Source organism: Sphingopyxis sp. MWB1 (assembly GCF_000763945.1).
In the GTDB taxonomy this organism is placed as follows: Bacteria; Pseudomonadota; Alphaproteobacteria; order Sphingomonadales; family Sphingomonadaceae; genus Sphingopyxis.
Map to the genome: position 1 here is coordinate 1,222,409 of NZ_JQFJ01000002.1, position 16,763 is coordinate 1,239,171.

Annotated in this window: 3 protein-coding genes; all 3 read right to left on the minus strand. The window is 62.9% G+C overall.

What is annotated here, in order from left to right; translation table 11 throughout:
• Nucleotides 1-170: 170 nt before the first annotated feature.
• Entirely contained in the window at nt 171-12,545 is a 12,375-nt protein-coding gene (locus JV18_RS15205; protein WP_052071784.1) for an autotransporter-associated beta strand repeat-containing protein, read from the minus strand.
• A 530-nt stretch (nt 12,546-13,075) separates the two neighbouring features.
• The gene (locus JV18_RS0106515; protein WP_144243881.1) at nt 13,076-15,253 is read right to left on the minus strand and encodes a hypothetical protein; all 2,178 of its coding nucleotides are present in this window, start codon (nt 15,251-15,253) and stop codon (nt 13,076-13,078) included.
• A gap of 26 nt (nt 15,254-15,279) precedes the next feature.
• Nucleotides 15,280-16,719 (minus strand): UbiA family prenyltransferase, encoded by a 1,440-nt coding sequence (locus tag JV18_RS0106520; RefSeq protein WP_033073881.1) that lies wholly within the window; start codon nt 16,717-16,719, stop codon nt 15,280-15,282.
• Nucleotides 16,720-16,763: the final 44 nt, after the last annotated feature.

Here is a 16,763-nt window from a genome sequence, read left to right on the forward strand (position 1 = left end):
GCAACGTCGATGGCTTGGAGACGCTCGCGCCAAGCATCCCACAATCCCGTAGCGTCACGGGAGCAGTTACAGGGTCAAACCTCAGTCTTTGATTCGGCTTGGGCCTAGCGGTTCTTGCTGGGCGCCAAAGGCCAGAGTGACCTCCGGCTTTTATGAAGAACCGATAGCCTCTAAAAGGCCATTCTGAAGCCTGCCGTACCGCTTAGCCTGTAGCTGTCCCCGAAATTCCTCACCGCACTATGCGCCGTCAACTCGGTGTAGAGCGTAAAGCGTCCGTCATCCCAGGCATGACTTCCGCCGAGGCCGAAGGAGCCCCAAAGGCGATCGGTGCGGCGTTCCAACAGGATGCCGGATACATCCACAGCCGTGCCTTCCAGCCATTCATAGCTGAGGTTGACGACACCATAGAGGTGGGTCTTTCCCGCCCCTTCTTCAACCGCTTCGGAGCTCTGATAATCGAGCGCGAGGCCCCAGCGGCTTTTCAGGCTGTCGCCCTTGCGCGCTGTCGCTACGGCCTCATGCGGATCGACAAAGCTGTCGAAACGGACGTTGGAATAGCTCATCTGCACCTGCGGCGTAACGGCTATCCCATGGCCCAGCGCCGCCCGCTTGCCCATCTCCAGGCTGAAAGCTTCGCCCGAGCCGCGATTATTATCGGCAAGCTTGCCGATGATCGCGGAATCGAGATCGCTGCGATACCAACTCGCCCGTCCCTGCGCATCGGCATAAAAGCCGGTAGCATCATACCATGTCAGCGTGGCGCCAAGACCGAGGCCCCGCGCGTTGATCGCACCGTCGCCAAAGGCAGACCGCGATCGCCCGTCCGCTTCGCCATAGCTGGCATTCACCCCGGCGATAAGCGTCCCTGCGCTGATATCCAGCAAGGCTTTGTCGAGTCCGGCCTGAAGCGACCAATTGTCCGCCTGCAGGCTGGTCTTGCTGGTCGAGAACAGGGCGTCGCTCCGGTCGCGGCCGCTGTCCATGCGGCCCCACATGCCAATGCCGCCCCGGGTGAAGCCCGACCATTGGCGATTGCCGACCCGCTGCTGCAGCGTGCCCAATTGATTGAGCATCTGGAGGGTTGCGGTATAGCCTTCGTAAACCGGTACACCGGGCTGATAGAGCGGCCCCTGAGGTTCATTTTTGCCATTGAGAAGCGCCGAGCGCAGATACCAGTCGCCATCAGCCGGGGTCGAAACGCCCCCCTGATATAGACGATATCCATAGGCTCCGGCGATGACCGCCGGGCTTCCCTCGATCAGATAATCTCCCTTCAGGGTAAAGCTATCTGCTGCGCTGTCACCCGACAGTTCGACAATCTTGATGCCCTCAATCGTCTGCGCGCCCAGCCCACCGCGATTGATGACGTCAATCTGCGTGGTGCCCGATGCGCTGCCCATGATATGCAAGCGATCACTTTGGGACTCATCGCCGCCCAGCGCGACTTCGATTTCCAGCGAACCGCCTGCGCCTGCATAGTTACCGCCGACGGTGAGCGTTCCGAAGGAATCGTCCCCCGGCGCCACAATCCCGGCGTTGGTGAGATCGCCCACGCTTCCCGTTCCCTCCAGTCGCCCGGCCGTATCGACGCGGAGCGTTCCTCCCAGCAGGCCCGAAGCCACCAGCGTTCCCGACGAGACCGTCATGCTTCCGTCAAAGCCGCTATTGTCGCTGGTCATAACCAGCGTTCCGCCGCCCGCCTTGGTCAGCGCGCCCGAACCCGACAGCAAACCGTCATAACGGAATAATGTGTCGTTCGCGGTCGTCAGCGTTCCCGTGCCCGAGACGATGAAGTCGCGTTCGCTCGCCATATCGGCGCGGATGGCCAATGTGCCGTCTTCGAAGGAAAGCGCCCCATCCGCGGCGCCCAAATGCGTGTCCGCGCCGATTTCCAGCGTTCCGCCCTGAATGACGGTGCCGCCCGAATAGCTGTTGGTGCCGGTGAGCACCAGCTTGCCCGCATCGGTCTTGATAAGCCGCGCATCGCCCGAAAGCGCCGCATCGATGGTCGCCGTGAGCTCTGCGCCAGCGCTGCTGCCGTCGCCCACGCGAATGATGCTATCCTCCAGGGTGAGGGTGATGGCGTCCCCCGCAATGCGATAGCCATCGACCGTAAATTGCATCCCGGCGGCCAAGACCTGCCCCAGGCTGCTATCCACCGTCACCGTTCCCGGCGCCCCGCCGAAGATGGCGAACGCCCCGTCGCTATAGGCGGCGTTCAACGCACCGCTCGCGTCGGTCCAATTGTCATTCCCAAGACCATTTTGCCAGATGCCGTCGCCGCCGTTGAGGACGCTGTCATTTTTCGGACCGGCTGCGCCGTCCCAGAAGCGCAGCGTGAGCCCCGCGCTGTTGACGAGATTGACCTGCCCCGCAATCGAGGTCTGAACGGCCATATTGCCGCCCGCAGGAAGCGACCCCAGCGTCAGTCCATTATCCGTGAGCGCGCCCGTATAGTTGAAGAGGCGATACACCCCCACATCAAAGGCGCCGCCCGCCGAAACGGTAACGTCCAGCCTTCCGTCCAGAGTCAGGTCACCGCCCACATGGACCAGATCGTTGAGCGCGCCGCCCGCAACATTCGCCGCGCCAAGATCATAGGCGAGGAGAGTGCCGGCCGAGAGCGACAGATCGCCATTGATCGTCAGCGTCCCTGCGCCGCCCGCACCGGGGGTCAGAACCGCGCCATCATCCAGCATGACATTGCCGCCGATGATGCCGGTGCCGCCAAGGCGCCCACCGCCATTCACCCGCATATCGCCTGTCGCGGCGCCATGATCGCCGTTGACGAGCAACAGGCCCTGCGCGACCTGCGTCCCGCCCGCATATTGACCATTGCCGCCGAGAATCAGCGTGCCATTGCCGCGCTTTACCAGCGCACCCGGCCCCGTTGCCGCGCCAGTAAGCGTCAATGTCGTGCCATCGTCGGTCAGGAACACGCCCGTCCCCGCCAGGTCGACGCTGCGGTCTGATGTCATGTCGGCGACGCTGTGGAGCGTACCGCCATTCAGGCTCAAACCACCAGCAGCCATGCCAAGATTCTCGTCGGCAGCGACACGCACTATCCCGCCGTGAATGGCCGTACCGCCAGTATAGCTGTTGACGCCGGTCAGGATGAGCGTGCCCGCATCCGTCTTGACCAACCGGCTGGTGCCGGTGATCGCGCTGCTGATCGTCGCGGTATAGCTGGCGCCAGCGACGCTGCCGTCGCCCACCTGCACAATCGCGTCTGGCGCTGTCAGCGTCAGCCCATCGCCTTCGACAACATAGCCGTCACTGGCAAATTGCAGTCCGCTCGCCAAAATGTCGCCGCCGCTATTGTCGACGAGGACATTACCCCCCGTCCCCTGGAAAATGGCAAAACTGCCCTGCGCATAATCGGCGTTGGGCGTACCCGTCATGTCGGTCCAGTTGTCCGAGCCGCCGCCAGCGCGCCAGATGCCGTCGCCGCCCTGAATAATCCCGTCATTCTTGGGTCCGGCGGCACCGTCCCAGAAGCTGAGGGTCAGCCCGGCGCTATTGACCAGATTAACCTGTCCGTTGATCGACGTCTGGACCGACATGCTGCTTCCCGTGGGCATGGTGCCCAGCGCCAGCCCTTTGTCGGTCAGCGCCCCCGCATAGTCGAAAATGCGATAGACGCCGGGCCCAAAGCTGCCGCCAGCAGGAATACTGACGTCAATTACCCCGTCGAGCATGAGATCGCCGCCGACCGTCACCAGATCGTTCAGCGCTCCGCCCGCGACATTCGCCGCGCCAAAGGCGTAATCGAGCCGCGACGCGCCAGACAGGGTGAGCGATCCGTTGATGGTCAGCGTGCCGACGTCGTCCACCCCTGCGGACAGGCGTGCCCCATCGGCAACCGCTACATCGCCGCCGATCACGCCAACGCCGCCGAGGGTCGTACCGGAACCGACAGTATAATGGCCAGTGGCTGCCGATTGGTCCCCATTGACGAACAGCCGTCCGCCCGTCACCGCCACATCGCCGCCAAAATCGCCGGTTCCCGACAATATCAGATCGCCGTCGCCGCTTTTGGTGAAACCGCCCGCGCCCGCCATATTGCCGGCAAGCGTCAATATCGTTCCAGTGTCGGTGTGGAATGCCCCGCTCCCGGCCAGTTCGACAGCCCGGTTCGAATGCAAATCGGCGGTGGTATGAAGCCTTCCGCCGTTCAGACTCAACCCACCCGCGGCGTCGCCCAGATTGCTATCGCTGGAGATGCGCAGCGTGCCTGCATCAATCCGCGTGCCGCCCGTATAGCTGTTGGCCCCGCTCAGGGTCAGCGTGCCAAGGTCCGCCTTGACCAGCTTGCTGTCGCCGGCGAGCGCATTGGCGATAACGGCGCCATATCCAACGCCCGCCGCCGTGCCATCGCCGACGCGGACCAGGACTTCGGCGCCGGTCAGCGTCAGATCGTCGCCGGTGAGACGATAGCCATCCACCGCGAACTGCATGCCCGTGGCGCGGGTGGCGTCAAGGCTGTTGTCCACGCTTACCGTCCCCGAAACTCCCGAAAAGACGGCAAAGGCATTGTCGAGGAAGGGCGCGTTGATCGCGCCGTCGGCGAGTGTCCAATTGTCATTGCCCGACGCATTTTGCCAGATGCCGTCGCCGCCTGTGATAGCGCCATCGTTGCGCCCGCCGGCTGCACCATCCCAGAAGCGCAGCGCCAGACCATCGGTGTTGATCAGATTCACCTGATTGGCCACCGATGTCTGCACATAAAAGTCGGTGCCCGGCGGGACCGTGCCAAGGACCAGCCCGTTATTGGTCAGCGTTCCGCCATAGTTGATCGCGCGATAGAGACCCGGCGCAAAACTGCCGCCACCGCTATCGGTGACATGAATGGTCCCGTCCAGCACCAGATCGCCATCGACTGTGACCAGATCGTTGAGCGGCCCGCCAACCACCGCCGACTGACCGAAGTCATATTGCAGCGCGCTGCCGCCCGAAAGGCTGAGGCTGCCCTTGATGGCCAAGGTTCCCGGCCCGTCCGCGCCGGGAGCAAGAGCCGCGCCATCGGCAAGGATGACATCCCCGCCGATAACTCCAGTTCCGCCCAGTGTGGCAGCGCTGCTCACGCTGGTCAGGCCAGCAGCGCCGCTCTGGTCGCCGTTGATGAGCAAGGTGCCCGCCTCGACGCGCGTAGCCCCCGCATAGCTGTTATTTGCCGCAAGCTGCGTCGTTCCGGCCCCCATCTGGACCAGCGAGCCAGTGCCACTGACCAATCCGGCAAAAGCGATCGCATCGGCCCGGTGGAAACTGAGCGTGCCGTCATTGACGACATCCCCGACGATGGAACCCGCGGTCCCCCCATCACCGAGCCGTAGCTCCCCCATGCTGATCGTCGTGCCGTCCGTATAGCTGCTGTCGGCGGTCAGCGTCATCGTGCCCGTGCCGTCCTTGAACAAGGCTCCGCTGCCGCTGATCGTTCCGGCAAAAGTCCAGGCATTGCCACGGTCGACATGAAGCGTGCCATGATTGACAATATCGCCGACAATCGACCCGCTGGCGCCGCCATTCCCCAGCCGGAGGGTCCCCTCGTCGATCGTCGTTCCGCCGCCATAGCTGGCGTCCGTCAGAATCTGGAGCGTCCCGGCGCCCTTCTTCGTCAAGGCGCCAGCGCCGCCCATCGCGCCGCTGAGCGCCAGAAGCGTGCCGCCATCGGCTTGGAATGTGCCCGAACCCGCCAAATCGACGACGCGCGTCGATGCAAAGCTGGCAATGCTATGCAGCGTGCCCCCGTCAAAGCTTAACGCGCCGGTCGCCGCGCCGAGATTGGCATCGGCTGAAACCACCAGCGTGCCGCCGTTGACCGCGGTGCCGCCCGTATAGCTGTTCACAGCCGAAAGGATCAGCCGCCCCCCGTCGGTCTTCACCAGCCGCGCAGCCCCCGTCACCTCGGCAGCGATGGTCGCGGAAAGGCCGATATCAGCCGCTCCGCCGTCCCCCACGCGGATGAAGGCCTCGCCCCCCGTCAGCGTCAGCGCATCGCCAGTGATGACATAATTGTCGCTGGCGAACTGCATTCCCGATGACAGGATATTACCGCCGCCATTGTCGATTGTGACGGTGCCGCCTGTCCCCTGGAAAATGACAAAACTGTCCTGCGCATAATCGGCATTCACTCCGCCGCCGCCATCGGTCCAGTTATTCATGCCGTCGTTCAGGCGCCAGAAACCGTCGCCGCCCTGAATGACACTGTCATTCTTCGGCTGCCCTGCTCCATCCCAGAAATTGAGCGTCAAACCGGCCGCATTGGCGAGATTCACCTGGCCCGGAACCACCGTCTGCACAAAGGCATCGCTGCCCGCCGGCATGGTGCCCAGCACGAGCCCCTTGTCGGTAAGCGCGCCTGCATAGTTGAACATGCGATAAATGCCGGGACCGAAGCTGCCGCCTGCGGGGACCGAGACATTGACCACACCGTCGAGGGTCAGATCACCCCCGACGTTTATAAGGTCGTTGAGCGGCCCGCCCGGTACATTCGCCTGACCAAATTCAAAGCCAAGCTGTGACGTGTTGCCAAGCGCAAGATTGCCATTGATGGTGAGCGTGCCCACACCATCGCTGCCCGCAGCAAGACTTGCGCCATCGGCGATCACCACGCTGCCGCCGATGATCCCCGTGCCGCCGAGCGCCGCGCCCGAAGCCACATTGGTCAGCCCCGTCGCGGCCGACTGATCGCCGTTGATCAGCAAGCGCCCGGCGTTCACGCTGGTTGCGCCGTCATAGCTGTTGGCGCCCGTCAATATGGTGGTGCCCGGCCCCGCCTGCGTCACCGATCCGGTGCCGCTGATCGTGCCCAGCCCGTCCAGCGTGCCATCCCGGTTGAACAGCAGCGACCCGTTGTTGAGGATATCGCCCGCAACGCTGCCCGCCGCGCCGCCATTGCCGACCTGCAATATCCCGGCGGCAATGGTCGTGCCGCCGGCATAATCATTGTCGCCAGCCAATATCAACGCGCCGTCGCCGCTCTTGGTCAGATGCCCTGCCCCCGTGACCACGCCGTTCAGGGTCAATGCCGTGCCCGCGTCGGTTGCGATACCTCCCGCGCCCACCAGATTCACTGCCCTTGCCGAGGCAAAGCTGCCGGTGGTGTTGAGCGTTCCGCCGTCAAAGCTCAGCCCGCCGCTGGCGGCCCCCAGATTGCCGTCACTGGCGACGCGCAGCACGCCGCCGCTGACCGTCGTGCCACCCGCATAGCTATTGGCGCCCGTCAGGATGGTCGTGCCGCTGCCCGCCTGAACGACCGCGCCGCTCCCCGATATGAGGCCGGTGAAATTATAGTCATTATTCCGGTTGAAGCGAAGTTGGCCATTGTTGACAACATCGCCGACGATGCTGCCCGATGCACCGCCATTGCCAAGCTGCAGCGTGCCGCCGCTGATCGTCGTGCCGCCCGAATAGCTGTTGCTGCCCGTCAGGATGGTCGTGCCGCTGCCCGCCTGCAACAAGGCGCCGGTCCCGACAATCTGCCCGGTATAGGTGAGACTGTTGCTGCGGTTGAAGCCCAGCGTGCCGAAATTGTTGACGGTCGCGCTGACGATGGAACCCGACGTTCCGCCACCGCCGATGAACAAGGTTCCGCCATTGATATTTGTCGAGCCGCTATAACTGTTGTTTCCGGTGAGGACCCAGGTACCGCTGTCATTTTTGGCGAGTGACGTAACCCCCGTCCCGGCGTTGCCGATCGACCCGGCCAGCCTGTTCTGGCCCATGTTGGTGCCGCCAAGCGCGATCGTGCGCGCCTGATTATTCCCTGCAAGCGTGACAGGGCCGGTGTCGGTGAAGACAATAGCGCCGGTGCCCGACGATTCGATAAAGGTCACCCCGGCGGACAGGGTGAAAAGACGGTCGGTGGTATCGCCCGCGCCGGTATAGCGCAGGGTGGACCCATTACCGATCACCAGATTTGAAGCCGCGGCGGATGATGCGCCGATGCTGCTGACCAGACCGCCATTCGCCAGCTTGTCGACCGCCAGAACGCCCCCGCTGATCGTAGTGATGCCGGTATAGCTGCTGTCGGAATTGATCAGAACCCAGGTGCCCTGATCGGTCTTTGTCAGACGGGTCACGCCCGCGCCATTATTGGTGATACGGCCCGCCAGAATATTATTGTCGCTGTTCGTGCCGCCCAGCGTCAGCGTCTGCGCTGTGTCGGGTGCGGCAAATGCAATGTCGCCACTGTCGGTGAAAGCGATCGCCCCCGTTCCCGAAGCCTCTATCTTGCTCGAAGCCGATGCCCCGAGAGTGAAGCGCCGGTCGGTGCTGCCTCCCGCCCCTATATATTGCAGCGTGCCGCCGTTGAGCACGAGATTGGCGGCGTCAGCCGAAGACGCCCCGATGGAACTGAGCGTCCCGCCATTGTCGAGGCAGGCAACGGCAAGCGTCCCCCCGCTGATGATCGTGGGCCCATCATAGCTGCTCGCGCATCCCGACAATTGCTGTATGCGGTTCCCATCCTTGACCAGTCCGCCATTGCCGCTGATCACCCCGGCATAATTTGCGCCGGCAAAGGTGGAACCAACGGCAATCGTCAGCGTCGCGCCATCAAGGCGGACGTTCCCGCCGAACGCACCGCCGCCCGTGAGATAGCCGACACTATTGTCAAAGCCTCCAAGGTCGAGCGTTGTGCCCGCGACATCGTCAAAGGTGATCCAGCCGGTGCCGAAACTGTTGGTCGAACCCGCCCGCAAGGTCCCGTCCATAATTCGCAGCGAGCCCGTCAGATCGACATTGTTTCCCGACAGCAGCAGCGTCCCCGCCCCCTGTTTGCGGAGTTGACGATTGTTCACGACCGCCCCTGAAAATTCAAGCGTAGCCGCCGGATCAACCACGCTGAGCGTGCTCGCCGCGGTGAAGATCATGCCGCGATCGGTTGAAGCCGAAGCGCCCTGATAAAAAAGCCCGCCGCCCGCCATGACGAGATTGGCCGAATCGGCGCTTGAAGCCCCGATGCCGCTGGCCTGACCACCATTGGCAATGCAGTCGATGGACAGGGCCCCGGCAATTGTCGTCACCCCGGTATAATCATTGCCGCATCCGGTGAAGACCTGTGTATAGCCGCCCATGCGCGTAAAGCCGCCGCTGCCGGTGATCCGGCCTGTAAAGGTGCCGGGTCCACCTGCCGTCGTCAGCGTTTGCCCGCCCAGATCGACGGTGCCGCCCCCGATGATCGACGCAAGGCTGATATCATAACCGCCAAGGTCGAGCGTCGCGCCGCTGTTGATCGTCATATAGCGCCGGAGCGGGCCGAAAGCATTTGCCGACCCCGCCTGTAGCACCCCGGCGTTGATGATCGTATCGCCGGTGAAATCATTGGCCCCCGACAGGATCAACCGGCCCTCGCCATTTTTGACAAGACTGCCCGCACCTGTCGCGACGCCGCTGAGCGTCAGGGTCGTCCCGGCCGCGGCCACGTCGATCTGCCCCTGGCCATTGGCGAGCGTGAAGCCGCGGTCGCTGCTGGTCGTTGCTCCAAGGTAGCGCAATTGGCCGCCATCCCTGAGGATAAGATTGGAAGAGGCACTGCTCGCCGCACCGATCCCGCTGGCGCTTCCTCCGTCGCCCAGAACATTCACCGCCAGCGTGCCGCCGGTAATTGCTGTCGCCCCGATATAGTCATTGGCAGCGTGAGCGAGCGTCAATGTTCCCGCTCCCGCCTTTGTAAAGCCGGCATCGTCGGGGCTGGTGACCAGGCCTGAAAACATCAGATCGGCGGCAGCACTGGAAACATGGATCGTGCGCATCGCGCCGCCGTTGACGAGGGTGAAACCCCGGTCGCTGGAGACGCTGCCGCCCGTATATTCGAGGATGCCGCTTTCCAGAACCAGATTGTCCGATGCGGCCGAGGATGCGCCAAGCGACGACGCAACGCCGCCATTTTCCACTCGTCCGATACGCAGCGTACCGCCCGACAAGGTTGTCGATCCGGTATAGCTGTTCGCATTGCCCAGATGCAGGCGGCCCGCGCCACCCTTTACAAAGGCGGTTGTGCCGCCGCTGTCAACGATGGAGGAGGACAGGGTGAAAGTGCCGCCGCCATTATGCTGAATCCCCACGGTTCCGCCCGCCGGTCCGCTCGTCACCTGTCCGCCTGTCAGCGTCTGATTGGCCGAACCGGTGCTGGGCGCGACGATGATGGTTCCATCAATGCCGAGGGTGGCTGCCGGATCGATGGTCACCGCCGAATTGGCCGCAGCGCTATACAAGAGGCCATCCAGCGTCAGGTCGCTGTTGACGGTCCCGAAAAAGGGCGAGTTGGCCGCGCCGCCGGCGTCGCTCACAATATCGCCGGTCACCCAATTCTGGGCATCATCTTTATAGGCATAGTCCGCTGCGTCGAGAGCGACAATCTCCCCTCCCGCAACCTTGGCGTAATCCGCACCGTTGATCGTTGCCCATCCCCCCAGGCGGCCATCGGCATTGCTGGTGGTAAAGGCGCCGCTTCCCGGAAGCACGAAATTGACCAGCCCGCCGGTGCGGCTGATCGCGCCCAGATGCACGCTGATGCTGCCGCCGGAACCTTCGATCGCGCGCACAATATTATTGCCCGCATTGACCGATACACCGCTGAAGGCCTGGCTGTTCGCTTCGCCGCCCGCGCCAAGAAGTTCGACGATGCCGCCCGAAAGGGCAAGCTGCGATGCAGAAGCGATAATGTCCGAAACAGCGCCGCCGCTTCCCGAAAAATCGAGTGCCAGTTTGCCGCCCGCAACCGTGGTTGTCCCCGTATAGCTGTTCGCGCTCGTCAGCGTCAGTGTTCCGGCGCCTTCCTTGGTCAGCCCTCCGTTTCCAGTGAGATGTCCGCCAAAAATCTGGGCCGTGGCGGCCTTTACCGTCAGCGTCGTGCCCGAAACATCCACGACACCGGCGTTGCCGGACAGCGAAGACGCAGTGAGAGCAAAGCCGCCAAGGTCAAGCCTTCCTCCGTTCATGACAAAACCCGTCGCCGCGCCAAAAGCACCCGCCGCGCCTGCACGCAGCGTGCCATTGTTGACCGTCACCAGCCCCTTTTGACTGTTCGCGCCCGACAGCACCCAGGTGCCGACCCCATCCATCACCAGATCGCCATCGCCGGAAATCGGTCCGGCAAAAATATTGCTTCCGCCGAAACTGCCACCCAGCGTCAATCGGTCCGGGTTCGGGTTGCTGCTGTCGAACACCAGCGCTCCGGAAAGATGCAGCGCGCCGCTGCCATCGTTGCGGATCGCATTTGCGCCATTGACCAGCCAGTCACGGTTGCTCGTATCGCCGCTGCCAGAATAGCTTAAGCTTCCGGCGTTGAGGTTGATGATCGATCCGGTGCCGAGCGAACTGGCGCTGCCTGTATCGGCCAATTTGCCCAGCCGCACCTCGCCCGTGAGCTGCGCGGCGCCCGTAAAGCTGTTGGCCATGCCCAGCCGGACAAACCGTCCCGCCGAGGCCTCAAAGACATAATCGCCGCCGCTCAGAACGCCGAGCAGATGAACATCGGCGGTTTCCGCCGTAAAGAAGGCCCGGCTCGAAACATCAATGTCGCCAGTGATTTCCAGCGTGCCGCTGCCACGGTTCCGGATATAGGCAGCATTGCCATTGATATCCCAATTGCGGTTGGAACTGTCGCCGCTGCCCAGATAGACGACATTGTCGCTATATTGGCTCGACTGGTTGAAGACAATCGTGCCGTCCGCCACCGTCACCGGTGCGCCCAGCGAGCTGGCCTCCCCAAGATTGCCGATCGACGTGAAGCTCGTCGTGCACACGCCGTTGCAGCCGACAAAGGTCGTGCGCCCGGTATAATCGCTCATATCATTGCTCAGCGTGACGTCGCGCGGAGCGACCGATACCGAGCCATTGCCCCTTATCCGCAGCGCGCCGCCCCCGGTCCCTTCGAGGTTCAGCGTGCCGCCATCGCCGATCGTGACAGTGCGCGCGCTGCCCGCGCCCCCGATCGACAAGCGGACCGAGGCCCCGGCGGCGGTGAGAATATTATTGCCGACGGCTCCCAATGCCGCATCCTGTGCCGCATAAAGGCTGCCGGCATTGAGCCGTATGTCGCCGGCAAAGCTGTTCGCACCATTGAGGATCAGCGAGCCATTGCCCGCCTTGGTCAGCCCGTTGCTGCCCGCGATCGCGCTGTTGATCGTCGTGTCTCCGGCATTGGCGGTGATCGTCGCACCCGGACCGCCCAGCGTCAGCGTGCTGCCGTTGAGCACATAGCCTGCCGAACTGAAGGTGATATTGTCCACCGTGACAGGCCCGCCCAGCGTGACCGTCCCTGCCGCTCCCCCAAATATAGCATTGTCCAGCCCGCCATTGTCCCATGGCTCGACAAAAGGTCCGCTGACGCCGTCGCCATTCGGGCTCCAGTTGAGGTTGGACAGATTCCATGTGCCCGATCCGCCCGATCCGACCCCGGTCCCATTCGCATCCCAATAGCGATCCTCTGCCCGCGCCCCGGTCGGCAGCATGAGGGAAAGCGCAACCGCCAGCGACCCTCCCGCCAGCAGCGTGGGGCGAATGGATGACGAGCGGCGGCGGGGGCATTGGGGGGTCATGGCATATCCTCGAACGCAAGGGGGCCCGCCGGAACGGCGAGGCTGGGGGTCAGGCAATGGGAAGAGTGGGATTATTTGGGGACGAAAAGCGTGGGAGACCCCGCAGTGGCCGGCAAGGACAGCGCCAGCTGCAGGTTGGTCGTGAAGATGGCGTGATTGGTCATCCTGCCCCCTCTTGGCATCGGGGCTCAGCGGCCCGATGGACCTTGCCCAAACGCCTGCGCGATCAGCCTCGCGCAACCAAAACCAGCCAAATGACTTGCGATCAAAGACTGGATAACATTTTGCGTGAATTCAAACCTATCGAAAGAGGCAATAGAATCAAGCCTCTATCTGGTAGCCCGCCAAATATTATCAAAAGCTTACCGGAGAGGATTCTTTATTTTCCAGCGAGCATCCGCCCAAAAGAAAGGCGCAATCGACCATGGGCCGGTGCCGCAACGGGCCTGACATTTCCTTCCGGACCAACTGCGAAAGCGGGGATCGCAGCCAGGGGATCGTGCGAAGCGAGAACAGTCTGTCCCTTGTGACTAGCCCAGACCGATAGATACAGATTTGCGCGACTTGCAGGAATGACGGCTCCTCCCCGAAAATGGACAGGAGGAGAAAACTCTATCGTGCACAGACCTTGTGTCCGGAACCCGCGCAGCCACATCGAGGATGGCGACATGGTCATTGGTATAGATCGGCTTCGCCTGGGAAAATGATTCCATTTGGCCAAGGGGAACGACCAGATAGGATATGGCTTCGCGGCGGGCGAGACGCTCTATGGCGTCAGCGGTGGTCGCCTGTTCCAACGCCCGTTTGCGCGCTTCCCATGTCGGGAGAAAGCTCGGCTGCCACAGGACGGCGGCGCCCTGCGACTGCTCCCACCATATGGGGCGGCGCGAAAAAAGCGCGAAGCCCTGCTCCATTCCGACAGGAAGAAAAACCGCATCGCGCGGCGTGTTGGCACGGGCCCATTGCTGCGCGGCGAGGAAATCGCGCTGCGCGGGGGTGGGGCTGGGCGCAAATTGATGCCGCGCGCCATTGGCAAGCCCGGCGAGGCATAAGAGGGGCACAAAGGCGACCAACGCGGCGCGGGCAAGGGCAGGCGCAAAGTGCAGGCCGCGCATCGAGGGAAGCAGGAGGAGCAGCCCCCCTCCCCCAGCCATCAGGCCCAGGTTGAGCGGATCATCGCGCAGGCCCCACAGGACCAGGACGAAAGCGGCCATGGCGGCGAAAAGCCCCATGACATGTCCCCGGCGCAGCAGAAGTGACAAAATCGCGGCAGCGGCGAGTGGCGCAGCCATCTGCGTCGTCCCCACCAGGGGCACTGTTGCGATCGCCCCCAGCGAGATCGCGATGACTCGCTGGCGAAGCGGGGCGTCTTCGGGCTTGAGGAGAGCGACGAGGGCCAGCAGGCCGCTTGCCATGGCGAAGGACAGGGCCGCTTTTGCGGAGATGGCAGCGCCCGGCGCAGGCAAAAGCGTGGCAAGCGCGCAGACTGCCGCAAGGATATGAGCGCCCATCCGCGCGCGGCCATGCTCTGCCGCTATAGCAAGGGCGAAGCCGAAGCTGCTGAGCAAGGGCTGCTTGAGCATGAAACCGGCCAGCGCCAGAGCCGCCGCGAAGAGAGAGACCGATGCTTTTTGGCCGACGGAATCCTCTTTCAGAGCCGCAAGGCAGAGCGACGCCGCGCATATCGCGGCCAGCACGACAGGGATGCTGGTAAAGCGAAGCGGGTGCAGCAAAAGCAGCAGGGAAACATCGGCAGCATAGGGCATGACCGCCGCCATGCCGAGCACCCCGGTGCAAGCCGCCATGACGATCGCGAGCCGTCGCTGCTCTGCCTGAGCCTGAGCATAGAATATCGCCAAAGTCGCCGTGATCAGCAGTGCGAATGTCTGGACAAAAGCCTGCGGATAATCGAGCGCGTAAATATGTCCCGCCAGAAATGTCCGGAAGAAGGAAACCGGAATGGCGCCGCCGCCCTCGCTCGCTGTCAGGCCCCAAAGGGTCACTGGCGCGGCAATGGTCAGGAAAATGGCAGAGAAGAGAAATTGCTGCCGCGTGGGGGCCCGGCGCTGCAAGGCGATGAGGGCCAGCCCCGCCGCCAGCGCGCTCCACACGGCCATGAACAAGTTGATATTGGCCGCGACACCCAGCAGCAAAGCCGTCATATAGGGGCGACGCCCGATCAACAGCGCAAAGCTGAAAAGCGCAAGCGCGATCGCATATTGGGTATGGGTCGCATAGGTGACGAAAATTTCCGAATAGCCAAGCGGTGTGGCGCCCCACAGCCCATAGGCAAAGCAGAGAAAAGCGGTAAGCCAGGCCGCGCCCCAATGGGTAGGGCGGCTCGACTGCCCGCCAGCCCGAATGAGCATGAAGATGGCGCCTGCCAAAAGCGCATTTCCGGCAAGCTGGATCGCAACAAAGACCGTCTGGATATTCTGTTCATCGGTAAAGCTGCGAATGGCGATCCAGAAGAGGCTGATGAAATTGGCGAAGCTTTGCGTATATTCATCATGCGGCCCCTCCGCCGATCCTGCAAAGTCGAGAACCACCGGAATTTGCCAGCGGTTATTCTGCTCCGGAAAGTTGAGGCCTGACAGGAAAGTCGCGCATAGGCCGGCAGCGAGGCTGAGACAGAAAGGCAGCAGCCAGCCATCGCGCCATCGCCCCCCTCCCCCTTCACTGGCGGATACAGCGGATGCGCCGCGCATGTCGTTTTGCTTCCCGGCCATTGGTTTCAATGCGCCTCAAGCTGAGCGATGGGCGGGGCGTAGAGTGCCAGCAGGAAAATGCCCGCGACGATGGCAGCCACGCCAAGGCTGCGCCGATCCTTGATCGCAAAGGCGACCGGATCGCCTTCCACCTGCCCCCGCCGCGCCATCATCCAGATGCGGTTCAGCCAATAAATCAGCGGCAGGCAGAGAAGCCAGAGCAGCGCGGGATTATGATAGTCGGCAGCCGTTTCGGGATCATTGGCGAAAAGGGCGAGCACCAATATCGCGACCATCCCCGCCGAAATGCCCGACATCATGACGACGTTCAGATCATTCCCCACATAGCCGCGCCCGCTGAGCAATTGATCGGGATCCGCAGCATCCCGCATTTCAATATAGCGTTTGAGATAGGCGAGGCTGAGAAAGAGAAAGACCGAGAAAAGCAGCAGCCAGAAGCTGAGCGGCACGCCAATGGCAATGGCGCCGATCCACAGGCGGATGGTATAAAGCGACGCAAGCACGATAGCATCGCCGACCAATACCGATTTGAGCCGCACCGAATAGGCGGTGGTGATCACCATATACACAAGCAACCAGAGGCTGAGCATCGGCCCGGCAAGAAGCCAGCCACCCAGGAGGCCCACGCCTGCGAGAGCGAAAGCGAGGACGAGCGCCGCCGGGATGGACAATTCGCTCGACGCCAGCGGACGCGCCCATTTGGTGCGGTGCGCCCGATCCGAATCCATGTCGAGCAGATCATTGATCACATAGATGGAAGAGGCGATCAGCGACATGAGGAGCGCGGCCTCCACCGCTTTCAACAAAACAGCAGGCTGGAGAAACAGCCCCGACGTGAAGGCAGGCACGAGAACCAGCAGATTCTTTGCCCATTGGTGCGGGCGCATCGCCCGCCACATGGTTCGCGCGAGCGGGGCAGGATGGGCACCCAGCCGCTCGACCTTCGATCCCGCCGGAAGATGCCCGACCGACCAGGCACGGCGCGCCGCGTTCCAGAGGCAAATATCGGCGCGGCTGTCCCCGATATAATCAAAGGCCGCATCCGGCCCGATCCGCTCGCGGATCCGATCGAGTTTAGCGGCGCCTTTGGCATTCATCCGTCCGCGGGTGGCGATCACCGGATCGCTGAGGTTCAAATGCGCTGCGATGGCGCGAATATGCCGCCAATGGCTCGCGCTGGCCAGGATAACGGGCCGCCCCTCGGCCTGCGCCGCAAGGATCATCTCCCGAATTTCCTCCCGATAGGGCAGGCGCGCGGGGTCGATACGGTCGCGCCGCGCCGCCATCGTCTTGGTGACGGCGCGTCCAGCCCACATCCAAAGCAGAACCGACAGCAGAGCCGCAAAACCCGACCGCGCGATCCGCACCAGCGCCTCCAGCGACAGGTCGGCGCGGACCAGCGTGCCGTCGACATCGACAATCAGCGGGACAGGCTTTTCATTCACCGACTTTTCCGCTTGCGGCGGTCTGTTGCCATCATGTGTAAGGG

Bases quoted from the DNA above. Each gene is read 5' to 3' on its own strand.
- JV18_RS15205 (WP_052071784.1), bottom strand. From the start codon at position 12,545: ATGACCCCCCAATGCCCCCGCCGCCGCTCGTCATCCATTCGCCCCACG.
- JV18_RS0106515 (WP_144243881.1), bottom strand. From the start codon at position 15,253: ATGCGCGGCGCATCCGCTGTATCCGCCAGTGAAGGGGGAGGGGGGCGA.